A 25,570-nucleotide genomic window follows, 5' to 3' on the forward strand; every position below is an offset into this window, starting at 1 on the left:
TTGTGCGTAATGCTGCCGGCCTGCAGCGGACGGTTCCACTCTCGACAGACCTGAGAAACACTCAGGTCTTGCTCGAAAATAAACTTCCAGCATAAGCTGCTACAGCTGCACTGATGAACAATCGCATAGGGAACGGCGATGAGTGCTCAGGACATCGTACTTACCCAAGATGGGCAGATGATCGCACCCAGGCGCCGGACACGATCAGCCACAATCAGTCAGCGCGATAGTCGTCGGACACGAGTATCCCCGTTGGCAGCCCAAGGCTGTTCATGCAACTCAACAGCCCGGTTGGCCGGATTTCCCCTGGCTTCTATCACTCGTTGGTGCCAGCGCCTTCAAGAGCGGCAACGGTATAGATTGCTCGATGCGCCAAGGAAAGATCTCGACTCAGCGTCGACCATATCCGTATCCCAAAACATAACCCTATTCGGCATAGCACGCCCGTCGCGCACGGGCCATGCACTTTCTCGCACCATATACAGTGGCCCGCGAAAATCATGGACTCAACACCCACGACAAAGATTGCTTCAGAAGCAGAACATTGGCCTTGCCAAGCTCGCACATCCGCACCCACAAATGCTTTGCCTGTAGAGAATAAACTCATGGACAAGGACGAGCTTAATGAAATCCTTAAAATAATAAGAACCAAATATATTGAAAGACTAGAGGAAGATCAGTCATCGCTGGAGCACCTGTGCTCGATGCTCGGCGATGAACCTCTGCACAACGAGATGATTGATGACATTCGGAATATCGCACACAGACTCGCCGGAATCAGCGGATCATTGGGCTTCGATGGAATTCAACAAGCGGCATCAATTCTGGATAAAAGCACGGACACCAGGTCAGAGGGAGCGATAAAGTCCATGAATGCAATACTAGAGCACAGCAAGGCTCTTGTGCTCGAGATAAAAGCAGCCAGAGGATCTCCTGACAACCAAAAAATATCCGGCTTGGAGAGCTCAAAATGACAAAGAATCTGTCGAGAGCCGGCCTAGTCGTAGCGGTAATTGTTGCGCTATCCATACTCGCTGGAATAGTTATATCCAAGCCCTCATGGTATAGAGGCCTGATTGAAGGAAACGATCGAAATACGTCAGAAAGCAATCAAGCAGAAAACATCAAGGACACCCAAGGCTCCGCCATGCCCGCCGGAAATAGTCATCCCGGTCGACAGGGCGCCTTGACTCCAAGAGAGATGGAGATGGCCAAAGCAGCCTGGCAGTACTTCGTGGCGGCCACGCAAGAAAATACCGGCCTGGCCAATGCCGTACTGAACTATCCATCCACAACCCTTTGGGATACAGCCTCCTACATTGCGGCCCTGGTTTCGGCAAGAGAGCTTGGGATCATAGACAAAAGGGAGTTCGACTTGAGAACCCTGAAGCTGCTGGGCACCTTGCAGGGGTTCAACTTGTTCAGGGGAGAGTTGCCCAATAAAGTATACAACACGAAAACCGGAGAAAAGGTCAACTACGAAAACAAGCCCGGCGAGGTGGGATACTCGGCCTTGGATATCGGAAGAATGATGGTCTGGCTATACATCTTGAAGCAAAGATATCCCTATCTGGCCAACTCCGCGGATGGAGTCATGCTGAGATGGAAATTCTGCAACGTGGTGGATGCAAATGGAAAGCTGTATGGCGCAGGAATTGGCGCAAACAACCAGACCAAATACCATCAGGAAGGTCGACTCGGGTATGAGGAGTATGCCGCAAAAGGATTTGCGCTTTGGGGGTTCGACACCAGGCGGGCCAGCGAGGCCGGCCCCTTTGACTTCATTGACATCCTCGGAATAAAAGTACCTTATGATACGCGAGATCCCAGAGTATACAAAACACAAAACTATGTACTGACGGAGTCGTACCTCCTTGATGGACTGGAGCTTAACTGGGACCTGCCGGATGACAATTACTCGGATCCCTTCCTGCATACCGATGGATGGAGAGCGGAGTTTGCACAACGCATATACGTCGTACAAGAAAAGAGATTTGAAAAGACCGGCATCCTGACGGCTCGCAGCGAGCACCAAGTGAAAGGCGATCCATTCTTCGTATACGACTCGATATATGCTTCCGGATATCCATGGAACACCCTGTCGCCTAAAGAGGAATATGTTCCAGAGCGAGCTGCAGTCGCCATAAAAGGGGCATTGGGAATGTGGGCCCTTTGGAACACGGAGTATACCAGCAAGCTATTTGATAGCGTTGCCGAGGTATACACTCCCGAGAAAGGATTCTATGAAGGTGTGTATGAGAATGGCAGTGGATTTATTCCACTGCATACCGCCAACAACAATGGTGTTGTATTGGAGGCGCTGCTTTACAAGGCGCAGGGACCTATTCTCCAGCAAAAGAATATTTCTCAGGATACTCAGGCTTGGTACGAAGGGAGCCTGGTTGACGAGCAGAGAGAACAGCGGTGCTTGCCGAAGCAGCCTTTGGAGATCGCTTGTAGCAAGAGCAATTGCCGTTGTGAAAGAGAGGAGGCTCAAGCCACACTGAAGCTTGAAGAGTATCTATACTGCGAACCCGTCCCCTCTGACGGGTGGTATCCGGGCGACGCGCTTCTCCATAAAGAACCAGCCGCCAGGAACTGTCAAGTTGAAGAGCCCAAGTCGTTCAAGCTGGTTACCCCGCTCCGACGCCAGGGCCATTAGGAATCAATAAACAATATTGATTGAAACGAGGTGTTCTGCATGAGCTTCAGGGATGATCTTTTAAAGGCACGCAGTAGAATCGCTTTTATTGTAGCCCTCTCCTTGGCTTTCCCTCTGGTCTTATACCTGGATGCCGCGCCTGGCAAAATCGGCGATCCGACCGCCCCCTCGGCCTCCAATCCTCTATCGCCCCAACCTTCCCCACCAACTGACTATACGGATCAATTGACAAACCAGGAAAGACGGCTCGCTATTTCCACTGCGATCCCACTGAGAAAAGATCAAATCGAATGGGCAAAAATAGCATGGAGATATTTTGAGAACAACATTGACCCGGCGAGTGGCCTGGCAAACGCTACCAACGATTACAAATCCACGACCATGTGGGACACCGGTTCGTTCTTGCTCGCAGTAATTTCCGCTCAGAAAATAGGTCTGATCGATAAAAAGACTTTTGACCGAATAATAGAAAAAGCCTTGAGCAGCCTGGCAAAGCTTCCCCTGTTCGATGGAAAACTCCCCAACAAGGCTTACAATACCAAAACCCTGTCCATGGTGGATTACAACAACCACGCAACGGACAAAGGCTTGGGGTGGTCTGCTCTTGATATTGCACGACTATTTATTCCGTTAACGCTACTGAAAAGAAAATACCCAAAGCACACCGAAGCAGTTGACCGAGTAATTTCTGGCTGGCGCATCGAAAGCATGCTCAAGGATGGGAGATTATATGGAGCAGTGCTGGGCGAAGATGGAAAGATAGTTATCACTCAGGAGGGGCGCATTGGCTATGAAGAGTATGCTGCCAAGGCCTTGATCGCCGCCGGCTACGATGCATTTCAGGCTTGGCGCACAGATGACTACATTGAATTCCAGACTGTGGAAGCCATTAGAGTCCCCAGCGATAGTCGCACCGTCAGCACCCATGGAGCACAGGTTTACACAACCAGCGAACCTTACATATTGGATGGATTGGAGTTTGGTTTCGATACAAGATCCAGAGCTTTCTCCGAGCAAATATACTTTGCCCAAGAGGAGCGCTATAACAACACCGGCATCATGACAGCGGTGAGCGAAGGACACGTCAATCGAAAGCCCAGCTTTGTGTATTCAACGATATCTGGCAACGGTAACGCATGGGCAGTGCTGACAGACAAAGGCGAGCGACGAGACGAGCTGAGATTCTTAAGCACAAAGACAGTCTTTGCATACGACGCAATTTATGGAACGACATACACCAAGAAAATGCTTGATTTTACGTTCGCCTTGAACACCCCCAAAGGCGGATGGCTGGAGGGATACTACGAACTGACCAAAGATGTAAACGATGTAGAAACAGCAAACACCAATGCAATAATATTGGAGTCTGTTGCTTTTCGCTCACTCGGCCCCTTATTGCATCCTGAGCCATGAAAAATCTTGTCATGCCCGGGATTAAGCGAGCCTTTACTGCCTTAATAAGTGCTCAATTCTTGTTGACTGGGTATGCTCATGGAGAAAACAACGGCAGCGAAAATGAAAATGTATATAGAGAATATTTGATTGACACCTCGCTACCATTCTCCGAGGGAGCAACTGAGGAAATTACAGACGTTAGAAGCCCTTTTGTATGGCAAACATACCAGGCAGGAATAATAGATGGCTGGCATTACAGATTCTCCCCCGACGGATCTGCAATATTTGGCCGATCGCCACGGTTGCATGACGATATCTACAAAGTCAGTTGCAAACTGGCGCATGGATGCACCATCACCGGACCAGACGGCAATCCGGTGAGCATCGGCCCATCTGAAGCCCTCTTGCCCGTTCCCTCCGAAAGCAATGGCCTGTCGATAGCGAAAAGTTACATTTCATGGATTTTCAAAAACTCAAAGACTCTACGCTCAAGCTTCTCTTCCAAGACGGAGAAGCCCACCGGAAAAACCAGCCCACCCGGTGCTGACAAGCATGAGAACGAGATCCATCTCCCGAAAAAAATGGAGAAAACCCCTGCAGAAAATAAAGCCAGTCCGTCAAATCCGACAGCTACTCCTCCGAAAGCCCCCCAAAAAAATCCTGACAGAAAGAACACAAAACCCACTGCCCAAATTAAAAAAAACCAAAATACTGCACAAAAGAAAACCAATGATCGTCCCACAATCAGGAAAGCTGCCGATCAAGTAGCCACATCGCCTCCCGACAACAACCCGATTCATACCTTCACAAAAAAAGACGATAAATCGACCAGCTGTGCAATTTCGACAGAGTACGGCATCAAATATTATGATGATGCCTCTGAAAAAAACAAATCAGGCAAGGAAAAACTGTCGCTGACCTGCGCCAGCATGTTTTTTTCAAATATCACGATGCGCGGAACCGTCAATTACTATCCGGACCATAACGACCAACAACCCTGGGACCCTGACTATACATTCTCCCTGGCCTATCACTATTCGAAGAGTATAAACCTGGAGTACTCGAACTACTCCGGAAACCGCTTCCCCTGGCACAACAAGGATGGTACAGGCGCGCTAGGCTCCGGGTCGTTCCGTATTTCGTATGCCATTCCAGACCCTTGGAACAAGTACATAGACAGCCGCCTTTCCTCGGTCAATAGTCTGAGGTGTGCCACATCCGCAGCCACCTCGCCGGAATATCAAAAAGAGAATGGCAGTGGAAACTTGAAGACCGTACTTGGGATATCGTGCTCGTTCAGCCCATTAGATATCAGTAGACTCAACATTGTCTTTAGCGGACTGTACTACCCCATCTCAGACCAACAACAAAGCTGGGATCCTGACTATACGCTCAATATAAGCTACAAGGTTTCCGATAAATTATCGTTGGGCTATAGCAATTACTCAGGAGGGCGTTGGCCATGGAACAAAGACCCCGGGGTGGGAGAAGGCCTGGCCAAGGGCTCCCTGCGAATGACCTACAAGCTAGACTGATATTTAGGAGATTGGCTCATGAGAAACAATCAAAAATACAATTTTTTTGGGTTTGCCATACTTCTCGGCCTGATTGCTGGATCGGGCTCCAGCGTTTGCCTGGCTGCGCAGACCGAAACCGAAGATCTGACGAATATAGATAACTGGCCGCAGATAGAAAGCCCCTTTCCACACGATAGCCAAACGGAGGACTACATAACAAAAATAATCAACACCATGAGCCTGAAGGAAAAAGTCGGGCAAATGATCATAGTTGAATTGCCATTCATCAATGCGGAAGACTTGGCAAAGTTCCCCATAGGGGCGGTTCTCAATGGCGGAGATTCGAGTCCTGGAGGGTATAAAAACACCCCCCTAGCCGAGTGGGTTTCTTTGGCCGATAAATTTCATGACATCGTTAAAACCAGGGACGGGGCTTATATTCCGCTCCTGTGGGGTACCGACGCCGTACATGGTCAAAACAAAATCATTGGCGCCACAATTTTTCCACACAATATTGGATTAGGCGCAACTCACAACCCCCCCTTGATCCGTAAAATAGGAGTTGCTACAGCGCAGGAAGTAATCGTCAGCGGTCAAAACTGGGTCTTTGCTCCAACGCTGGCCGTAGCTCAGAATTATTCATGGGGGAGAACATACGAAAGCTACTCAAGCGACCCTGCAATCGTTGAAAAAATTGCACCAGAAATCGTGAAGGGCTTGCAAGGGGAGATAGGCGTCGATTTTCTAAGCGACCGGCATGTTATAGCCACAGCCAAACACTTCGTAGGTGACGGTGGAACCACTGACGGCCGCGATCAAGGCAATACCAGCATTAATGAAGAGACCCTCGTGAAAACCCATGCCGCTGGATATGAGCCGGCAATCCAGGCGGGTGTTCAAACCATTATGGCCTCGTATTCAAGCTGGAACGGAGTCAAGATGCATGAAAACCACTATTTGATCGCCGATGTGCTCAAGGGACGCATGGGGTTTGATGGATTTGTTGTCGGTGATTGGAATGGGCATGCTCAGGTGCCTGGTTGTTCAAAATCGAGCTGCCCTCAAGCAATCAATGCCGGGGTCGATATGCTGATGGTAACCGAGCCATGGAAAGAGTTGTACTTCAACACTATCAAGCAGGTCGAAAATGGTGAAATCCACCTTGAGCGTGTTGACGATGCCGTCAGAAGGATCTTGAGGGTCAAGTACCGGGCAGGGTTGTTCAATCAGCCACACCCATCCTTGAGGCCAGGTGGCGGCGATCCGTCCATATTGGGAAATATGGCCAATAGATCCTTGGCCAGACAAGCCGTGAGGCAAAGCCTGGTACTCTTGAAGAACCAAGACGACGTATTGCCGATTCCAGCGAATAGCCGTGTACTGGTGGTTGGAAAAGGCGCAAACGATATAGGAATGCAATCTGGCGGCTGGACATTGACATGGCAGGGCGGCATCGATCGAAATGAGTCCTTTCCCAAAGGCGAGTCAATTCTCCAAGGTCTGCAACGTGCAATAGAGGCTAGCGGTGGAAAGGTAAGCTTCAGTGAAAATGGTGACTTTACTGAAAGACCAGACTATGTAGTCATGGTATTCGGGGAAACACCCTATGCCGAGATGAAAGGCGATATCAACACCCTTTCATTCAGCCAGCTGAACGGCCAACCTCTCGAACTGTTGAAAAAGCTCAAGAGTGCCAGTCTGCCGATAATCAGCGTATTCCTGTCAGGTCGACCATTATGGGTCACTCCAGAAATGATCCACTCGGATGCCTTTGTTGCTGCCTGGCTGCCAGGAACTGAAGGCGCAGGTGTTGCCGACGTACTGGTTCGCAAGCCGAATGGCGAAATAAATTTCGACTTCGAGGGCAGGCTGTCGTTTCCCTGGCCCGACTCACCCGAGGCCTCTGAACTCTCCAAGCCCCTGTTTCCATTGGACTATGGCCTGCGCTATCAGCATGAACCAACAGCTGATAAGCGCCTACCCAAGGAGAACTGAAATGCCCTACCAACAAATTAAGGAGGCTATACCGTTTAAATCCCCACCGGCAGAAAACCTGCATGTGATCGTCGCCGACGACGACCCCTTGCAAGTCGAGTATATTGCCGCCCTATTACAGGGAATGGGGTTTCGCTGCACAAAATGCCTGGATAGCGAGTCTGTTTTGGGTTTTATCCAGGATACGGATGCAGCCCTGTTGATATGCGACATCGAAATGCCTGGCCTGAACGGATTGGAAATTACGGCCAAGATTCGCTCCAGCTCCGTTGATCGATATATTTATATCATTCTCGTTACCGCGAGAAATATCGAAGGCGACTACGAGGCCGGTTTGGCAGCCGGCGCGGACGATTTCATGCTCAAACCCATCACCCCAGCGCTTTTTTCCATTCGGGTCAATGTGGCGAGACGCATATTGAACTACCAAAGCGAACTGGTTCAAAAGACGAACAGCCTGATGAAAGCCAATCAGAATTTGCAGCAGGATCTCTTGGCAGCCGGCAAGGCTCAGCAAGCCATACTGCCGCAAAAAGGCCTTAACTCTCGCTTTTACGAGGTTACTCACATATTCGAGCCATCCCACTACGTATCTGGCGACACATACAACTTCTTTCTACTCGACCATGAGTGCATCGGATTTTATGCAGTCGATGTTGCCGGTCATGGGGTGAGGGCTGCCCTTCTTGCGGCCACGGTATCCCATATCGTAGACCAAGAGCTTTTTAACTCCATGACCTTCGATTCCTCCGTAACAGACTATAGCCCGGCTAAACTGGCAGGCGAACTCAACAGGCGATTTTGCATCAGCAATGCGGCTGATCATATTGCCTATTTTACGATGATCTGCGGAATACTGGACCCGATAAAGCAGAAACTAACCTACTGCCAGAGCGGACATCCGCGCCCATTGCACATAACAAAGAGCGGAAAGAACTACTGGCTTGGGGAAGGAGGATTCCCCATCGGACTCTTTGAGCAAAGCGAGTACACAAACCAATGCTGCGACTTCGCGCCTGGAGATCGACTGATCGTGCATTCGGACGGGATCACGGAAGCGATGAACTCCGAGCTTGTTTCGTATGGCGAACAAAGACTCCTGAAACTGATGCTACGCTTACCTGAAGATGGCCTCGAAGACCTGAGTAATATATTGATAAATAATCTCCAGCACTGGACCTGCGAACAAGAGCTGCGAGACGACATATCCATGATCATCTTCGACTACAAGAGCAACTGCCATGATTAAAACCGACCTGCATGAAGATGGCATCCTGATTCTGACGCTAACGGAGAACCGCCTGGATGCGGCAAACACTCCCCAGTTCAGAGAGTTGGTGATCGAGCAATTGAAAAATGGCCTCTCCAGGATTGTCCTGAACATGCATACTGTCCAGTTTGTTGATTCCAGTGGCTTGGGAGGACTTGTTTCCATATTGAAGCGAATTGGCCCCATGGGTGATCTAGTGCTGGTGGGATTGGCTCCCAATGTGCTGAAGACCTTTACCCTGACCAGAATGGATCGCGTTTTTTCAATAGCCCCGGATGTAGATGCTGCCCTCAAGCAGTTGCAGGACTAACGCTATGAAGCGCCACAAGCTCATTATCGACGCTTCGTACGCTCATGTGCGAGCTGCTTGTGCGTGGCTGCATGAAGCCCTGTCAAAATCCATATCGGACGAGAAACTATATGAGCTTGAGCTGGCCACATCGGAAATACTGACTAACATAGTAAAACATGCATTCGACAGTGGTCGTCCTGCATGTCGCATTCATGTTGCGATAGACATACACGAAGACATGCTCAGGATATTATTTATTGATAATGGCAAGAGAATGCCTGGCTCCCTTGCGAAGTCGCTCAACGACTCCGAGGGAAAAGCAATGCTTCCAAGCGATCTCGACGAAGGGGGGCGCGGGATATTTTTGATTAAATCATGCGTGGACAAGGTGCGCTATCGGCGTTTCGGGTCAAACAATATAATGCTGATTGTTGTTGGCGGCAGAAAATAAAAGCCAGACTCTTTCCAAACCAGGAATTAACGAAAACATAGGGATTTCAAAATGTCACAAAAAGCCGTTGGTAGTCGCCTGGTATGGATAGATGCCAACAGATTCTATGCAGCCTGCGGCGTTGTGATGATCCACTGCTCTACAGACACCGCGGGCGGACCTTTCTCCAAATATGAAATCGCGGACAGGCTCGGCCCGGCGCTCCTACGCTCACTGGCAACCATTTCCAGCTCCGAACTTTTTCTCTTGTTTTCATTGTTCCTGATTGCCTTGAAAGTTGACAAGAGACCCCTATCATATTCATCCGTCATACGACTTCAGATAGAGCGATTGATAGTGCCACTGATCGTATGGAGTGTCTTCTATGCCTTTTTCAAGCTAATGAAAGCAAGCGCTTTTGGCTATGAACAGTCAGTCATCAACCAGTTGCAGCAATGGAATTCATGGGTTGAGTACTTGCTTCTGGGAAGTGCCCAATACCACTTGCATTTTCTTCCAACCATGTTCTTTCTGGTATTGCTTTATCCGGCGATGCGTGCCGCCATTAGATATCCGGCCCTTATTCTTGTTGCTCTGCCCATGATTTACACAATGAACTGGATCCACGTCTGGTTATGGGGACACATCGCCGACCCCGACACAAGAGATTATCTGGTTCGCGCAGTAAAAATATTAGGCTACACGAGCTATGGAATAGCTGCATTTGCCTTGTATGGAATCTGGGAGCGCGGTTTGAGTCGTGAAGATTGCCGCTCCCTGTTTTGGTTTCTGCTCACGCTGGCGCTACTGGCATATCTGGCCAAGGTTGCCTATGTTGCCGAATCGGTTCTTGCAGGGAAGTGGCTCGTTAACCAGGGCGCCAGCTTTTTTGCTCACCTGTTGCTCCCTATAATCATATTCTCGATGTTCCTCATGGGACAATACAAGGAATGGTCATGGCGATATAGCAGGCTTGCAAAACTAACATACGGAGTATACTTGATCCATCCCGCCTGGATCGATATCTTCGATGTTACACTCAAGGGATTCACAAGTGACCAACGCCCTCTCTGGATTGTACTTGCAAAATACACACTTGTATTGCCACTGGCCTTTGCTAGCGTTTATTTGATATCCAAGAGCAAAGCTACTGCCTGGATCGTCGGTATCGGTCCAATCCCCTTTTTAAGTAGGTTTATATCTGGCCGCCCCTCCACACACGAGAAGGATGTTACAATCCAATGAAAAACCAGGAATTCTATTTCATCAAATATGAGCACAGGCGCCCCCCCGAGCCCCTGAAAAACTCTATCTTCCTGGAATTCTTCTGGCAGGTATTGGCTTGCCTGTCTCTCATTCTCGGCGGACGATACCTATACTGGCGCTGGATGTATTCACTGAATTACGATGCTCTTTGGCTGGCCCTCCCTCTCGTGATTGCAGAAACCCTTGCCTACAATGGATTAATACTATTTTTTGTAAATTTATGGAAAACGGAAGACGTTCCCATCGGTTCGCCTCCGGAAAAAATCTCGGATTGTGCTCTGGACGATTCGTTAGAAGAGCGAAAAATCAGTGTAGATATTTTTTTTGCCACCTACAACGAAGACCCCGAACTGGTCAGGCTGGGGATTCAGGACGCAAAAAAAATAACATACCCCGCCCCCATCGATATAAAGATTTTTGTGCTGGACGACGGCCGTCGAGAAGAGATGAGACGGGTCGCTCAGGAGGAGCAGGTACTGTATATCTCTCGAGAGAACAACATTGGCTTCAAGGCGGGCAACCTGCGCAATGCAATGGATCATACCTCCGGGGATTTCATTGTTATTTTCGACGCCGACACCAGGCCGTTTCCGACCATCCTGACCAATACGCTAGGCTATTTTCGTGATCCGTCCGTTGCATGGGTGCAAACACCTCAGTGGTTTTACGATATCCCCGAAGGAGTCGCGCTCTCCGCGTTCCTAGAAAAGTCTTTCGGGATACTTGGAAAAACGCTAGGGAAAACCATCGAGCGGATATTGGGACCGGTTCAGCTGGGATATGATCCCTTTGTCAACGATCCCAAGATGTTTTATGACGTGATTCAAAGAAGAAGAAACTGGGCCAACGCAGCTTTTTGTTGTGGTGCCGGCTCTATTCATCGACGTGATGCTATCATGGAAGCGGCCTTGAAGAGCTATAGCTCCACGGTCACGAATGATTTCGAACGAACGCTGAAAAAGCTCAAAAGACGGACAAAAGACAAAGAAATTCCGCCGATACTTTTAGCGGCGATGCGCGGCGAAAGCGTGCATGCGAACGAATTTACGCCTTACAAGTTTCACGTGTCCGAAGACATTTATACTTCCTTGATTATTCACGCCGATCGGGAAAGAGGCTGGAAATCCATCCTGCACCCGAGAGTAGAATCAAAGATGCTGTCGCCCCAGGATCTCTTGAGCTGGACCATACAACGCTTCAAGTATGCCGGAGGCACCTTGGATATTTTCTTCCATGACAACCCCTTGTTTCGCAAGGGGTTGTCCCTCCCGCAGAAGCTGATGTACGGTGCGACCTTCTATTCGTATTTCGGCTGCTTGTGGAACCTGCTTTTCCTGGCGGCCCCCATCGTTTATTTTTTCAGTGGCGTATCTCCGTTGGCGGCATACGATCTGGATTTCTACCTTCATATTCTGCCCTTCCTGATATCCCTGGAGCTGGCCATGCTGTTCGGTACCTGGGGGATAGCCAGTTATCAGGCGCGTGCGAGCTATCTTTCCTTTTTCTATGTAAACCTCAAGGCTCTCTACACCGTCCTGCGAGGCAAGAAGATCAGCTTTCATGTCACGCCCAAGGATCGCCAGTCCGGCCGCCATCTGCGACTGGTCTGGCCACATATAACGCTGATAGCGCTCACTCTACTGGGAATTGGCTATGCGTCCTTTTCCTACTTTTACCTGAAAACCGATTACACCTTGCTGGGGATCATCTCCAACTCTTTTTGGGGGCTGAACAACGTGCTTGCCTTGTCGCTGATACTTCGTGCGGCCATATGGAATGCCGATTAAGGATTCGCCAAGGGCGAACACACATATGTTCCCTGGAACAGAGCGAATAAGCTTGCGGAAAATTGGATACAGACACATGAAAAAAGCGCCCAGGCTTTCCAGAGCAACCCTCTGGACCTACGCCACCCTGCTCACCGGCCTGCTCTGCAGCGCCCTTGCCTCCTGGCACGTGTCGCGCAGCAACGAGGCGCAAACCCGGGAAGCCGTCGCGAAGGCGGCCAATCATGCGGCCGATACCGTGGTCGAACGCCTGTACCTTTACCAGTACGGGGTCCGCGGTGCTCGCGGCATTATCGCCAGCGCCGGCGAACAGGCGATCAATCGCGAGCAGTTCCTCCGCTACAGCAAGACCCGCGATATCGATGTCGAGTTTCCCGGTGCACGTGGCTTCGGTTTCATTCGCCGGGTAGCGGAAGCCGACGAGGCGCGTTTCCTGGAGCAGGCTCGGGCCGACGGCAAGGCCGATTTCACCATCCACCAGCTCACCTCCCACGCCGGTGAGCGCTATGTGACCCAGTACCTCGAGCCGGTCGAGCGCAATGGCCCGGCGATTGGCCTGGACATCGCCTCGGAAAGCAACCGGCTCGAGGCGGCCAATGCGGCCATGCGCTCGGGCGAGGCGCGCCTGACCGGCCCCATCACCCTGCTTCAGGCCAGCGGCAATCCGCTGCAGTCGTTCCTGATCCTGTTGCCGATCTACCGCACGGTGCAAACGCCAGCCAGTGTGGCAGACCGCGAGGCCGAGCTGTTCGGCTGGAGCTTTGCGCCGCTGGTGATGGAAGAAGTCCTGGCCAGCTTGCGGCTGGACAAGGCGCAGGTCCATCTGCGTCTGTACGACGTCACCGACGCGGGAAAGGCCGAGCAGTTCTACGATTCCGATGGCAGCCATTTGCCCGAACTCTTCACCGAAACTCTGCAACGCGAGTTGTTCGGCCGGCGCTGGCAGATCGAGTTCAGTGTCGGTCCGCTGTTCGTACAACAAATGCACCTGCCGTCGCCCGAGCTGGTGCTGCTGCTCGGTGGGCTGGTCAGCTTGCTGGCGGCAACCCTGGCCCGCGTGCTGGGCATCAGCCAGCAACGCCGCCGGCAGATCGCTTCCGAGCAGGCACGGCTAGCGGCCATCGTCGAGGGGTCGGCCGATGCCATCATCGGCAAGAACCTCGTGGGGGTGGTCACCAGTTGGAACCATGGTGCCGAACACCTGTTCGGCTACACGACCGACGAAGCCCTGGGGCATCTCCTGAGCGATCTGGTGGTTCCGCGGGAATTGCTGGCCGAGGAGGCCGATATCCTGGCGTGCATTGGCCGCGGTGAGCATGTGCAGTCTTTCGAGACCCGGCGCCGCTGTCGCGACGGTCATCCGATCGATGTTTCCGTTACCGTCTCGCCAATCTATGCGGGCAATGGGCAGGTGATAGGCGCCTCGACGACGGTGCGGGACATTTCCGCCCAGAAGGCCGCCGAGGCGCATATCCTCGAACTCAACTCCGGCCTGGAGGCGCAGGTAGCGCAACGCACGGCCGAGCTGCGCCAGCTCAACCTGCTGCTGGGCTCCGTGCTGCAATCCGCTTCCGAGGTGTCCATCATCGCCACCGACCTGGATGGCATGATCCGCATATTCAACCGTGGCGCCGAGCGCCTGCTGGGTTACCGCGCCGACGAGATGGTGGGCCAGTGCACTCCCATGCGGATTCACGAGAGCAACGAAGTGAGCGCTCGCAGCGCCGAGCTGAGCGCCGAACTCGGCAAGCCTGTCGAGGGTTTTCGGGTCTTCGTGTGTAAACCCGAGGTTGAGGGTTCGGAAAACCGCGAATGGACCTATGTGCGCAAGAACGGCACACGCTTTCCGGTCAGCCTGGTGGTCACGGCCATGCGCGACGAGGCCGGCCAGGTCAGTGGCTACCTCGGCATTGCCGTGGACATCACCGAGCGCAAGGCCGCTGAACAGGAGCTGGCCGCCAGCCTGGCAACCACGCAGGCGATTCTCGACACGGCGATCAACCCGATCATCACCATCGATGCGCGGGGCATGGTGCGCTCGTTCAATCCTGCCGGCGAGCGAGTATTCGGCTACCGCCGGGAAGAAGTGGTCGGGCACAACATCAAGATGCTCATGCCGGAGCCTTATCGCAGCGAGCACGATGGCTATATCGAACGCCACCTGCGCGAAGGCAGACCACGGCTGATCGGGATCGGCCGCGAGGTACTCGGCCAGCGCAAGGATGGTTCGGTGTTCCCCTTGCAGCTGTATGTCGGCGCCATGCTGGCGGCTGAAGAGCCGATGTTTGTCGGCGTCATCGCCGACATCACCCAGCAGCAGCAGCAACGCAGCGAGCTGATGGCGGCGCGCGACCAGTTGCTGATGGCCTCCGAGGTGGCCGAGCTGGGCATCTGGACCTGGACCCTTGCCGATGACTCGCTGCAGTGGAACGAGCGCATGCTCGAACTCTACGCCCTGCCATTGGAGCTGCGCGACAGCGGCCTGAACTACGGGCACTGGCGTTCGCGGGTGTATCCTGAAGACCTCGAAGCCACCGAGGCCTGCCTGCAGGCCGCGGTGGCGGGCCATGGGAATTACAATCTGGTCTTTCGTATCCAGCGCCCCGATGGCCAGATACGCTATATCCAGGCCGGAGCCCAAATCGAACGCGATGCCTCCGGCAAAGCCCTGCGTGTCATCGGCATCAACCGTGACATCACCGCCCAGCGCGAGCTGGAGAGCAGTCTGCTGCAGGCCAAGGAGCAGGCGCTCGCCGCCAGTGCGGCCAAATCGTCGTTCTTGGCCAACATGAGCCATGAGATCCGCACACCGATGAATGCCGTGCTGGGCATGCTGCAACTGCTCCAGCAAACCGAGCTGAGCCATCGCCAGCACGAATATGCGGTCAAGGCGAAATCGGCAGCAAAGTCGTTGCTCGGCCTGCTCAACGATATCCTCGACTACTCCAAGATCGAGGCCGGCAAGCTACAACTCGACCTGCACCCCTTCGAACTGGAAACCTTGATGCGCGATCTGGCCGTCGTGCTGTCCGGCAACCAGGGGCAGAAGGATATCGAGGTGATGTACGACCTCGACCCGTCGCTGCCGCTCCAACTGATCGGCGACAGCCTGCGTCTGCAGCAGGTGCTGATCAACCTGGCCGGCAATGCGCTGAAGTTCACCCTGCAGGGCCAGGTGGTACTCCGCATCGCCACGCTCGGTCGCACCGAAAACAGCATTCGCCTGCGCATGGCCGTCAGCGACACCGGCATCGGCATCAGCCCCGATCAGCTCGAACACATATTCGAGGGCTTCACCCAGGCGGAGGCTTCGACCAGCCGCCGCTTCGGTGGCTCCGGGCTCGGGCTGGTCATCAGCCAGCGCCTGGTCAGACTGATGGGCGGCGAGCTGCAGGTACAAAGCGAGCCGGGCAAGGGCAGCCTCTTCTGGTTCGACCTCGATTTCGCCGTACCGCAAGATATGCTCCCGACAACCAGCCTGCCCGTCGCCTCGCCCATCCACGTCCTGGTGGTCGACGACACTCCCCTGGTCGGCGAGCTTCTGATGCGTACCGGCGCTGCCTTGGGCTGGCGTGCCGAGCATGCCAGCGGCGGCACCGAGGCGGTCGAACGGGTGAGCGCGGCGCGGCAGCGCGGCGAGCCCTACGATGTGGTGCTGATGGACTGGCGCATGCGCGATCTGGACGGGCTCAGCGCGGCCCAACTGATCCAGGAGCACGCGGGAGAAAGCCGCCCGCCGGTGGTGCTGATGATTACCGCCTACGGGCGCGAAGTGCTCGCCGACGCGCAGAAGGATGGGCAGGCGCCCTTCGTCGACTTTCTCACCAAACCCGTCACTCCCCAGCAACTGGCCGACGCCGTACAGCGCGCACTCGCCAGCAATGCATCGCCCGCTCCCTGCCCGCCGCTACCGACGGCACGTCCACAACGCCTGGGCGGCCTGCGTCTGCTGGTCGTGGAAGACAACGCCCTCAACCGCCAGGTGGCAGCCGAACTGCTCGGCAACGAAGGGGCCGACGTGGAACTGGCGGAAGACGGATTGCAAGGAGTGAGCCGGGTATTGGCCGCCGACCCGCCCTACGACTTGGTCGTCATGGATATGCAGATGCCGGGCATCGACGGCCGGGAGGCGACCCGGCGCATCCGCTCGGACCGCCGCTTCGCCAGCCTGCCGATCCTGGCGATGACGGCGAACGTCTCGGCTGCCGATCGCGAAACCTGCCTGGCGGCCGGGATGAACGAGCATGTCGGCAAGCCGATCGATCTGGAAGAGCTGGTCGCCGCGACCCTGGCCCTGACCGGGCGCAAGCCCCTGCCCTCCCCGCAACAGCCGAAGCAGAGCGAGGCGAGCGACATCGAGTCAGTCGACTCTTTCCTCAGCCGCTTTGGCGGCAATCTCGATCTGTTCCGCAACGTGTTAAGCAGCTTCCGTCCCGAGATCGGCAAGATACTCGATACGCTCGAAGCACGTCTCCAGGAGCGGGATGCCGAGGGAGCCGCTGCCGTGCTACACACCCTCAAGGGCTCTGCCGGTACCCTCGGGGCCGGCATGCTGGCCGCTCGCGCCAGCGCGCTCGAAGCCCGGCTGAAGGGAGCCGATGCCCAGTTGGCGGCGGACCTGCTCAAACAGCCGGAGCTGGATGAGCTGAGACGACTGCTGGCGAGAACGGCCGATCAGATCGAGGCGGCCATCGGCTCCGTACCGCAGGCGACGCCTTCGGAGGAAGAAGGCAAGCAAGGCTAACCCCATGGATTGAAAAGCACGCGCATGTTGCTTTTATCCGAACGAACAAGGAGGGCTTGAATTGAACGACCTGAAAAAGATTCTCCACATAGAGGACGATGGCCTCATCCAGGCAATTGTCAAAGCATCCCTCAAGGCAATCGGAGGACTCGAGGTTCTCTGCGTCTCCTCCGGGAAGGAAGCCCTGGAAATAGTCGGCGACTATTCGCCAGACCTGATATTGCTCGACGTCGTCATGCCCGGCATGGATGGCCCCGAGACGCTGAAAAAACTGAAGGAAAAAATAGACATGGAGCACACGCCCGTCATATTCATGACAGCCAAGGTAACCCCGGAGGAAATCGAGCACTACCGCACCCTCGGGGCTAGCGGCGTCATAATCAAGCCGTTCGACCCGATGACCTTGCACGAAGAGATAAACAAGATAGTCCGTGACTTCTCCAAAAGCGGAAAAGCATGAAAAGATGCAGGGTTTGACCTGAACAAGGAGGTGTTCCTAAAATCCTTGGCGATGTCAAACGTCCATCACGAGCATCAAGGGATTTGAAATGAATGCCTCACGCAGAAACTTCAATAAGTTGCTGGCTTTAATCCCAACCATTCCATACATATGGAGCCGTGATGCCGAGGCAAAGGCATATGATTCCGACAAAGCTTTGTTGACTGTACCAGGCCCGACCATCGAAACAACCGACGGCAAGATCAGCGGGTACATCCGAAACGGAATCCATACGTTCAAGGGCATTCCCTATGCCTCTTCACCAACCGGTGAAAACCGCTTCAAACCGGCACAGCGGCTGAAGCCGAGAGCCGGGAGCCGTCCGTCCCTGGCATATGGTGCCGTTTGCCCCCAAGCAAAAAGAGTCGACTGGAAGTATGAAAACATCGCCTTCCTGTTCGATTGGGACGAAGGATACCAAGATGAAAACTGTCTGAGTCTCAACATCTGGACGCCCTCGGCCGATACCTACAAGCGCCCCGTCATGGTATGGATACACGGAGGGTATTTCGAAACAGGCTCGAGCCACGAACTCCCCTCTTACGATGGGGAAAGGTTAAGCCACCGGGGCGATGTGGTCGTGGTTTCCGTCAATCACCGACTGGGACTATTGGGACACCTGAACCTGGGGGACACCCTCGGAGAGGACTACCGGTCGTCGGCAAACGTCGGCGTACTGGACTTGATACTAGCGCTGGAGTGGATAAGGGACAATATCTCCCAGTTCGGAGGAAACCCCAACAATATCACCTTGTTCGGTCAGTCCGGGGGCGGATATAAAATCAGTACCCTGATGATAATGCCTTTGGCCAAGGGACTCTTCCACAAAGCAATTGTTCAGAGCGGCTCCAGGCCGAATCTTGGTACGGTGGAAGACAGTCTTTTCTTGACGGAACAGCTACTCAGGGAACTGAGCCTTACAAAAGCGTCGGTCAGAAAGATCCAGGGCATACCGACCAACGCACTCATTGAAGCCGGCGTGTCCATCCAGAAAAAGATATCGGACGGTAAATCAAAAGAATACAAGGACAGGTTCCGGTGGCAACCTGTCGTGGACGAACAGGACATCCCCAGCCACCTGTTCGATACAAAGGCTCTCGCACTATCCAGCCATGTTCCCATGCTGGTGGGATCGACGATGCATGAGTGGAACCCCAGTGTCGGCGATCATTCGCTGGCCTCGATCGACATGGCGAAGCTGCATACCTATCTTCATCCGCGCTTCGGCGAAAGAACCTCGACCATCATCGATGCCTACAAGCGGGAAAATCCGCTGTCGACACCCATCGAGCTGTTATCCCTGATCATCAGCCCAAGAACCCATGTAATAAGCCATGCAGAAGCAAAATTTCATTCGGGGAAGGCTCCCGTCTACATGTATTGGTTTGGCTGGCGTCCCCCGGTCTTTGAAGGAAAACCCCTAGCCTTTCATGGGGTAGAACTTCCATTCGTATTCGACAATGCCAGCCGTGCGGCCAGTATCACGGGAGGGGGAAGCGAAGCCCTGGAACTGGCAGCCAGGGTAAGCTCCTCATGGGTGGCGTTCGCGCGCCATGGAGATCCGAACCTTTCGGGCTCGGCGCTATCCCATTGGGAAAGATTCACTCCATCGAGAGGACAAACGATGGTAATCAGCAACAATGCCTGGATGGAAAACGATCCGGATAGAAAAGAACGCTATGTTCTCGAAGGGCGCCAAGGCAAGTGACTGTGCCAATGGACAAGCCGGCCCGGTCGCGAACGGACCGGGCCGGCGGGCGTCAGCGGGTGATGGTTTTGCCGGAGGCGGCGGACTCGGCGGGCTGGGACTTGTCGGTGTCGGACAGGGCATCCTTGGCCACCTCCTCCGCGCCGTCGCCGACCAGCAGACCGACGCCGGCACCGACCAGCATGCCGATCGGACCGCCGATCGCGCCGATCATCATGCCGTTCATGCCGCCCAGCGACTTGCCGGCGGCTTGTTTTTCAGACCCGGGCTCGTCGCCGGCCTTGGCGAGCGGCACGCCGTCAATGGCCAACAGGCTGAGGGTCAGGGCTAGGGCGCGGGGCTTTTTCATGGTGGCGGTTCCCTCCAAGGAACGTTTCGCTGATCTTTGCCATTGCCGCTCTCCGCAAATTCCCCGCAGGCCGCCGCGCAGTGGCGTCGCGGCACGGAGTGCCGGGCTCCGTCGGGGGAGAAACACAGCAATGGCAAAACACTGTCGATTGAAGATCCGATGGATTGATTCCGTCCCTGGCCCGCTGTGGGAATCCGGGCATGCTCATGTCCCGGATTGTCCTTGCGACCATGCCATTCTGCCAGCCAGCTCCGCGCCGACCGATGATTTGGGACAAGCTCCAAGCGGTCGGCAGCCCCGAGCTTGACCTTGCCACCACCGGAAGCTCTAAGGTGGCCGGCATCCGATATTTCCAGGGAAGCCACCATGAATTCATCGATCAACGCCCGCCATCCGAGCGAGGGTACGCATCTGAGCCTGACGGTCGGGGGCATGACCTGCGCCTCCTGCGTCGGCCGCGTCGAGCGTGCCCTGAACAAGGTGCCCGGCATGACCGGCGCCAGCGTCAACCTGGCCAGCGAGCGGGCGGAGATCGCCTTTGCCGGCGCTCCCGACGTTGCCGCCGCCATCGCCGCGGTGCACAAGGCCGGCTACGAAGTAGCCGAAGACCGCATCGAGCTGAGCGTGACCGGCATGACCTGCGCCTCCTGCGTCGGCCGCGTCGAACGCGCATTGGGCAAGGTCCCCGGAGTGACCGCCGCCAGCGTCAACCTGGCCAGCGAGCGCGCCCGGGTGCAGGTCTTGCGAGGTGTGCCGCCTGCCGCGCTGATCGCCGCCATCGAGCGCGCCGGCTACGAAGCCAAACCCGTTGCCGCCGCCGGCGACCTGCTCGATGCCGAGGAGGCACGACGCGGTGCCGAACTGGCCTCGCTCAGGCGCGACCTGACCTTGGCCGCCCTCTTCACCCTGCCGGTATTCCTGCTGGAGATGGGCGCGCACCTGATCCCCGCTCTGCACCACCTGATCCTCGCCACCCTCGGCCAGCAGGCCAACTGGATCGTGCAGGGCGTGCTCACCACGGCGGTGCTGTTCGGCCCCGGCCTGCGCTTCTTTCAGAAGGGCATCCCGGCCCTGCTGCGCGGGGCGCCGGACATGAACTCGCTGGTCGCGGTCGGCACCAGCGCCGCCTGGCTGTTCTCGCTGCTCGCCACCGTCGCCCCCGGCCTGCTGCCGGCCGGCACCGTGCACGTCTACTACGAGGCGGCGGCGGTGATCGTCACCCTGATCCTGCTCGGCCGCCTCCTCGAGGCCCGCGCCAAGGGCCGCACCTCGGAAGCCATCAAGCGCCTGATCGGCCTGCAGGCGAAGACCGCCCGCGTGCGCCGCGACGGCCAGTTGCAGGAGGTGGCCATCGACACGGTGCGCAGTGGCGACGAGGTCGAGGTGCGTCCCGGCGAGCGGGTGCCGGTGGACGGCGAGGTGATCGCGGGCGAGAGCTTCGTCGACGAGTCGATGATCACCGGCGAACCGGTGCCGGTGGAGAAGACGCCCGGCGCCGGCGTGGTCGGCGGCACCATCAACCAGCACGGCGCGCTGACCCTGCGTGCCACCCGGATCGGCGGCGACACCGTGCTGGCGCAGATCATCCGCATGGTCGAGCAGGCCCAGGGCGCCAAGCTACCGATCCAGGCGCTGGTCGACCGCGTCACCCTGTGGTTCGTCCCGGCGGTGATGCTCGCCGCGCTGCTGACCTTCGCCGCCTGGATGGTCTTCGGCCCGCAGCCGGAGCCGACCTTCGCCCTGGTCAACGCGGTGGCCGTGCTGATCGTCGCCTGCCCCTGCGCCATGGGCCTGGCCACGCCCACCTCGATCATGGTCGGCACCGGCCGCGCCGCCGAGCTGGGCGTGCTGTTCCGCCAGGGCGAAGCCCTGCAGTTGCTCAAGGATGCGAAAGTGGTGGCGCTGGACAAGACCGGTACGCTGACCCGCGGCAAGCCCGAGCTGACCGACCTGATCCTCGCCGAAGGCTTCGAGCGCGGCATCGTGCTGGCCAAGGTCGCCGCCGTCGAGGACAAGTCCGAACACCCCATCGCCCGCGCCATCGTCGCGGCGGCACAGGCGGAAAACCTCGCCCTCGGGCAACTGGACGACTTCGCGTCGGTCACCGGCTACGGCGTGCGCGCCACGGTGGACGGCGCACGGGTGGAAATCGGCGCCGACCGCTTCATGGCCCAGCTCGGCCTCGACGTGGCGGTCTTCGCCGGCGAGGCCAGGCGCCTCGGCGACGAAGCCAAGACTCCGCTCTACGCCGCCGTCGACGGTCGCCTGGCGGCCATGCTGGCCGTTTCCGATCCCCTCAAGGACAGCACCCCGGCAGCGATCCGCGCATTGCATGACTTGGGTCTCAAGGTGGCGATGATCACCGGCGACAACCGCCGCACCGCCGAGGCCATCGCCCGCCAGCTCGGCATCGACGAGGTGGTGGCCGAGGTGCTGCCCGACGGCAAGGTCGCGGCGGTCCAGCGCCTCAAGACCGAATACGGCCGGCTCGCCTACGTCGGCGACGGCATCAACGACGCCCCGGCGCTGGCCGCGGCAGACGTCGGCCTGGCCATCGGCAGCGGCACCGACATCGCCATCGAGGCCGCCGACGTGGTGCTGATGTCCGGCGACCTGCGCGGCGTGCCCACGGCCATCGCCCTGTCCCGCGCGACCCTCGGCAACATCCGCCAGAACCTGTTCTGGGCCTTCGCCTACAACACCGCGCTGATCCCGCTGGCCGCCGGCCTGCTCTACCCGGTCAACGGCATACTGCTCTCGCCGATCCTCGCCGCCGGCGCCATGGCCCTGTCCAGCGTGTTCGTGCTCGGCAACGCGCTGCGCCTGAAGCGCTTCCGGCCGGCCGCACGCACCTGAGCGGGATAAATAGAAGAAGCCCCCGGCCGCATGGCCGGGGGCTTGTCTTCAGCGCCGGGTCGCCAGGCGCTGCACGGTACTCACCAGCAGGTCGATCTCCTCGAAGGTGTTGTAGAACGCCAGCGACGGCCGCACCGTGGTTTCCACCCCGAAGCGGCGCAGGATCGGCTGCGCGCAGTGGTGGCCGGAACGCACGGCGATGCCCTCGCGGTTGAGCGCGGCGCCGACTTCCTCGGTGCGGTAGCCCTGCAGCACGAAGGACAGCACGCTGGCCTTGTCCGCCGCGGTACCGATCAGCCGCAGGCCGGGGATCGCCGAGAGGCCACGGGTGGCGTACTCCAGCAGCTCGTGCTCGTAGCGGGCGATCCGCTCCAGGCCGATGCGCTCGACGTAGTCCAGCGCCGCCCCCAGCCCCACCGCGTCGGCGATGTTGCCGGTGCCGGCCTCGAAGCGCGCCGGCGCGCCCTGGTAGAGGATCTTCTCGAAAGTCACGTCGGCGATCATGTTGCCGCCACCCTGCCAGGGCGGCAGCTCGTCGAGCAGCGCCTTTTTGCCGTAGACCACGCCGATGCCGGTCGGACCGAAGATCTTGTGCCCGGAGAACACGAAGAAGTCCGCATCCAGCGCCTGTACGTCGACCTTCAGGTGCGACACCGACTGCGCCCCGTCCACCAGCACCCGTGCACCGGCGGCATGCGCCAGGGCGATCACCTCGGCCACCGGGGTGACCGTGCCGAGGGCGTTGGACACCTGGGTGATGCTCACCAGCTTGGTGCGCGGGCCGAGCAGCCTGGCGTACTCCTCGAGGAGGATCTGCCCCGAGTCGTCCACCGGGATCACCCGCAGCTTGGCGCCGACCGCGTTCGCCAACTGCTGCCAGGGCACGATGTTGGCGTGGTGCTCCAGGTGGGAGACGATAATCTCGTCCCCCGCGCCGATGAACTGGCGGCCGAAGGTGTTGGCCAGCAGGTTGATGCCCTCGGTCGCCCCGCGCACGAAGACGATCTCCTCCGCCGACTTCGCCCCCAGAAAGCGCGCCGCCTTGTTGCGGGCGCCTTCGTAGGCATCCGTCGCCCGCGCCGCCAGTTCGTGGGCAGCGCGGTGGATGTTGGAGTTCTCGTGCTCGTAGAAGTAGGTCAGACGGTCGATCACCGCCTTCGGCTTCTGCGTGGTGGCCGCGTTGTCGAACCATACCAGCGGCTTGCCGTTGACCCGTTCGGCGAGGATCGGGAAGTCCCGGCGGATCGCCTGCACGTCGAAACCGCTGCGGACCTGCGGCTGGCCGGCAGAATCGGGCGCCTTCTCCAGGCCCGGTGCGACCCGGTCGAGGAAGTAGAACTGCCCGCCGCCCTGTCCCGGCGCCGCTGCCGGCGCGGACGGCTCGGCGAGGATCGAGCGGAGGATCTCGCCCAGCGCGTCCCCCCCCGGCACCGCGAGGCTGCCAAGCTCGACGGGAATCTCCGCGAAGCGCTCCGGCTCGCCCGCATAGGCGCTGCCCTCGCCGAGGAAGTAGTACGGCGAGGACGGCGCACCGCCGGCCGAAGGCGCCAGGCCGCCGGCACTCGGGAACACCGTGGGCAGCGCTGCGGCGTAGGCCTCGGGCGAACCGAGCGCCAGGCCGTCGGCGCCGCCCACCGGCGGCGCCTCCCGAACCTGCGCCGTGGAGGCGGCCGGGGCGGGCTCGCCGGGCAGCGCACCGGGATGCGCCGGAGCGCCACCCGGCAGGCTGGCGAAGAAGGCATTGGCCAACTGCGCCAGCCCCGCCACGTCCGGCAGGCCGGCCGGCACCGGGGCGTCCGCCGGCTGCGGCGGATTATTTATAAGTGGCCGGATAGTCATGGTACTTGTCGACCTCCACGTCATCGAGCACGGCCAGGGCATCTTCAGTCAGCACCGCCAGCGAGCAGTACAGCGAGATCAGGTAAGACGCGATGGCGTTGCGGTTGATCCCCATGAAGCGCACCGACAGCCCCGGGCTCTGCTCGCCGGCCACGCCGGGCTGATACAGGCCGACCACCCCTTGACGCTTGTCGCCGACGCGCAACAGGAGGATCTTGGTCCGCCCCTCCTCGTCGAACGGCACCTTGTCCGAGGGGATCAGCGGCAGGCCGCGCCAGGTCAGGAACTGCGCGCCGAACAGGCTGACGGTGGGCGGCGGCACGCCGCGACGGGTGCACTCGCGGCCGAAGGCGGCGATGGCCAGCGGGTGGGCGAGGAAGAACGCCGGCTCCTTCCACACCTTGGTGATCAGCTCGTCGAGGTCGTCGGGGGTCGGCGCGCCGTTCAGCGTGGAGATCCGCTGGCTCGGGTCGACGCTGGCCAGCAGGCCGTATTCGGGGTTGTTGATCAGCTCGTTTTCCTGACGCTCCTTGATGGTCTCGATGGTCAGGCGCAGTTGCTCGCGGATCTGGTCGTGCGGCCTGCTGTAAAGGTCGGAAACCCGGGTGTGCACGTCGAGGATGGTGGTCACCGCGTTGAGGAAGTACTCGCGCGGCTGCTCCTCGTACTCGACGAAGGTCTGCGGCAGCACCGCCTCGTCGCGTTGCGAGCAGGCGACCTGCACGTTCAGCGGGTTCTTCACCCGGTTCAGGCGAAAGATGCCCGCTTCCACCGGCGTCCACTGCAGCAGGTGCACCAGCCAGCGCGGGCTGATGGTGGAAAGCTGCGGAACCGTCTTGGTCGCGTTCGCCAACTGGCGGGCGGCGCTGTCGCCTAACGCCTGGCGTATATCTTGATATTCGGTCATGAATCACTCCAGAAAGATGCGAATAGGTGCCAGGGCCGAAAGGTTCGTCGTCAT

General features: G+C 57.3%; 17 protein-coding genes and 1 pseudogene. 15 read left to right on the top strand and 3 right to left on the bottom strand.

The features are described from left to right. Window positions 1-138: 138 nt before the first annotated feature. The 14 genes and pseudogenes from BMY22_RS24770 to BMY22_RS01515 form a co-directional block, all read left to right on the top strand. A pseudogene (locus BMY22_RS24770) lies at window positions 139-375 on the top strand (IS630 family transposase); the annotation flags it as partial. A gap of 230 nt (window positions 376-605) precedes the next feature. Continuing rightward, window positions 606-974, top strand: coding sequence for an Hpt domain-containing protein (locus tag BMY22_RS01460; RefSeq protein WP_167363681.1), 369 nt, complete (start codon window positions 606-608; stop codon window positions 972-974). Continuing rightward, window positions 971-2,662 carry a DUF3131 domain-containing protein gene (locus tag BMY22_RS01465; RefSeq protein WP_090618996.1) on the top strand — a complete coding sequence of 564 codons (1,692 nt, stop codon included), beginning with the start codon at window positions 971-973 and terminating at the stop codon, window positions 2,660-2,662. Before BMY22_RS01460 ends, BMY22_RS01465 begins: the two co-directional genes overlap by 4 nt. Window positions 2,663-2,701: 39 nt before the next feature. Next, entirely contained in the window at window positions 2,702-4,075 is a 1,374-nt protein-coding gene (locus BMY22_RS01470) for a DUF3131 domain-containing protein (protein ID WP_090618997.1), read from the top strand. After that, window positions 4,072-5,592, top strand: a complete 1,521-nt coding sequence (locus BMY22_RS23575; RefSeq protein ID WP_143068436.1) for a hypothetical protein — start codon at window positions 4,072-4,074, stop codon at window positions 5,590-5,592. Before BMY22_RS01470 ends, BMY22_RS23575 begins: the two co-directional genes overlap by 4 nt. A gap of 18 nt (window positions 5,593-5,610) precedes the next feature. Further along, window positions 5,611-7,569 carry a glycoside hydrolase family 3 protein gene (locus BMY22_RS01475; protein WP_090618999.1) on the top strand — a complete coding sequence of 653 codons (1,959 nt, stop codon included), beginning with the start codon at window positions 5,611-5,613 and terminating at the stop codon, window positions 7,567-7,569. A gap of 1 nt (window position 7,570) precedes the next feature. After that, window positions 7,571-8,818 carry a PP2C family protein-serine/threonine phosphatase gene (locus BMY22_RS01480; RefSeq protein ID WP_167363682.1) on the top strand — a complete coding sequence of 416 codons (1,248 nt, stop codon included), beginning with the start codon at window positions 7,571-7,573 and terminating at the stop codon, window positions 8,816-8,818. Beyond that, window positions 8,811-9,149, top strand: coding sequence for an STAS domain-containing protein (locus tag BMY22_RS01485; protein ID WP_090619002.1), 339 nt, complete (start codon window positions 8,811-8,813; stop codon window positions 9,147-9,149). Before BMY22_RS01480 ends, BMY22_RS01485 begins: the two co-directional genes overlap by 8 nt. Window positions 9,150-9,153: 4 nt before the next feature. Continuing rightward, the gene (locus BMY22_RS01490) at window positions 9,154-9,582 is read left to right on the top strand and encodes an ATP-binding protein (protein WP_167363683.1); all 429 of its coding nucleotides are present in this window, start codon (window positions 9,154-9,156) and stop codon (window positions 9,580-9,582) included. Window positions 9,583-9,633: 51 nt separating this feature from the next. Further along, window positions 9,634-10,806, top strand: a complete 1,173-nt coding sequence (locus tag BMY22_RS01495) for an acyltransferase family protein (RefSeq protein WP_090619005.1) — start codon at window positions 9,634-9,636, stop codon at window positions 10,804-10,806. Continuing rightward, window positions 10,803-12,614, top strand: coding sequence for a glycosyltransferase family 2 protein (locus BMY22_RS01500; RefSeq protein ID WP_090619007.1), 1,812 nt, complete (start codon window positions 10,803-10,805; stop codon window positions 12,612-12,614). Before BMY22_RS01495 ends, BMY22_RS01500 begins: the two co-directional genes overlap by 4 nt. Window positions 12,615-12,690: 76 nt before the next feature. Beyond that, window positions 12,691-17,358, top strand: a complete 4,668-nt coding sequence (locus BMY22_RS01505; RefSeq protein WP_167363684.1) for a PAS domain S-box protein — start codon at window positions 12,691-12,693, stop codon at window positions 17,356-17,358. Between the two features lie 61 nt (window positions 17,359-17,419). Then, window positions 17,420-17,818: a response regulator gene (locus BMY22_RS01510; protein WP_090619010.1), complete on the top strand. Its 399-nt coding sequence runs from the start codon at window positions 17,420-17,422 to the stop codon at window positions 17,816-17,818. Window positions 17,819-17,906: 88 nt separating this feature from the next. Then, window positions 17,907-19,565: a carboxylesterase/lipase family protein gene (locus BMY22_RS01515; protein ID WP_090619011.1), complete on the top strand. Its 1,659-nt coding sequence runs from the start codon at window positions 17,907-17,909 to the stop codon at window positions 19,563-19,565. Between the two features lie 52 nt (window positions 19,566-19,617). Here BMY22_RS01515 and BMY22_RS24775 read toward each other — a convergent pair whose 3' ends face one another. Continuing rightward, window positions 19,618-19,914 (bottom strand): hypothetical protein, encoded by a 297-nt coding sequence (locus BMY22_RS24775; protein ID WP_244158765.1) that lies wholly within the window; start codon window positions 19,912-19,914, stop codon window positions 19,618-19,620. A gap of 366 nt (window positions 19,915-20,280) precedes the next feature. Between BMY22_RS24775 and BMY22_RS01525 the strand changes: the two genes are divergently transcribed. Further along, window positions 20,281-22,770 (top strand): heavy metal translocating P-type ATPase, encoded by a 2,490-nt coding sequence (locus BMY22_RS01525; RefSeq protein WP_143068437.1) that lies wholly within the window; start codon window positions 20,281-20,283, stop codon window positions 22,768-22,770. Window positions 22,771-22,818: 48 nt separating this feature from the next. On the opposite strand, the gene BMY22_RS01530 is transcribed toward BMY22_RS01525, so the two are convergent. Both BMY22_RS01530 and BMY22_RS01535 read right to left on the bottom strand, forming a co-directional pair. Then, the gene (locus tag BMY22_RS01530; RefSeq protein ID WP_208599208.1) at window positions 22,819-24,609 is read right to left on the bottom strand and encodes a family 2A encapsulin nanocompartment cargo protein cysteine desulfurase; all 1,791 of its coding nucleotides are present in this window, start codon (window positions 24,607-24,609) and stop codon (window positions 22,819-22,821) included. Continuing rightward, window positions 24,584-25,516: a family 2A encapsulin nanocompartment shell protein gene (locus BMY22_RS01535; protein WP_090619013.1), complete on the bottom strand. Its 933-nt coding sequence runs from the start codon at window positions 25,514-25,516 to the stop codon at window positions 24,584-24,586. The genes BMY22_RS01530 and BMY22_RS01535 overlap by 26 nt, the downstream gene beginning before the upstream one ends. Between the last annotated feature and the right edge of the window lie 54 nt (window positions 25,517-25,570).

Origin of the sequence: Azotobacter beijerinckii (assembly GCF_900110885.1) — a bacterium.
Taxonomy (GTDB): domain Bacteria; phylum Pseudomonadota; class Gammaproteobacteria; order Pseudomonadales; family Pseudomonadaceae; genus Azotobacter; species Azotobacter beijerinckii.

Coding starts and splice junctions, on each gene's coding strand:
- BMY22_RS01470 (WP_090618997.1), top strand. CDS start 2,702: ATGAGCTTCAGGGATGATCTTTTAAAGGCACGCAGTAGAATCGCTTTT.
- BMY22_RS01535 (WP_090619013.1), bottom strand. CDS start 25,516: ATGACCGAATATCAAGATATACGCCAGGCGTTAGGCGACAGCGCCGCC.
- BMY22_RS01515 (WP_090619011.1), top strand. CDS start 17,907: ATGAATGCCTCACGCAGAAACTTCAATAAGTTGCTGGCTTTAATCCCA.
- BMY22_RS01460 (WP_167363681.1), top strand. CDS start 606: ATGGACAAGGACGAGCTTAATGAAATCCTTAAAATAATAAGAACCAAA.
- BMY22_RS01500 (WP_090619007.1), top strand. CDS start 10,803: ATGAAAAACCAGGAATTCTATTTCATCAAATATGAGCACAGGCGCCCC.
- BMY22_RS24775 (WP_244158765.1), bottom strand. CDS start 19,914: ATGAAAAAGCCCCGCGCCCTAGCCCTGACCCTCAGCCTGTTGGCCATT.
- BMY22_RS01465 (WP_090618996.1), top strand. CDS start 971: ATGACAAAGAATCTGTCGAGAGCCGGCCTAGTCGTAGCGGTAATTGTT.
- BMY22_RS23575 (WP_143068436.1), top strand. CDS start 4,072: ATGAAAAATCTTGTCATGCCCGGGATTAAGCGAGCCTTTACTGCCTTA.
- BMY22_RS01525 (WP_143068437.1), top strand. CDS start 20,281: ATGAATTCATCGATCAACGCCCGCCATCCGAGCGAGGGTACGCATCTG.
- BMY22_RS01475 (WP_090618999.1), top strand. CDS start 5,611: ATGAGAAACAATCAAAAATACAATTTTTTTGGGTTTGCCATACTTCTC.
- BMY22_RS01485 (WP_090619002.1), top strand. CDS start 8,811: ATGATTAAAACCGACCTGCATGAAGATGGCATCCTGATTCTGACGCTA.
- BMY22_RS01490 (WP_167363683.1), top strand. CDS start 9,154: ATGAAGCGCCACAAGCTCATTATCGACGCTTCGTACGCTCATGTGCGA.
- BMY22_RS01495 (WP_090619005.1), top strand. CDS start 9,634: ATGTCACAAAAAGCCGTTGGTAGTCGCCTGGTATGGATAGATGCCAAC.
- BMY22_RS01480 (WP_167363682.1), top strand. CDS start 7,571: ATGCCCTACCAACAAATTAAGGAGGCTATACCGTTTAAATCCCCACCG.
- BMY22_RS01530 (WP_208599208.1), bottom strand. CDS start 24,609: ATGACTATCCGGCCACTTATAAATAATCCGCCGCAGCCGGCGGACGCC.
- BMY22_RS01505 (WP_167363684.1), top strand. CDS start 12,691: ATGAAAAAAGCGCCCAGGCTTTCCAGAGCAACCCTCTGGACCTACGCC.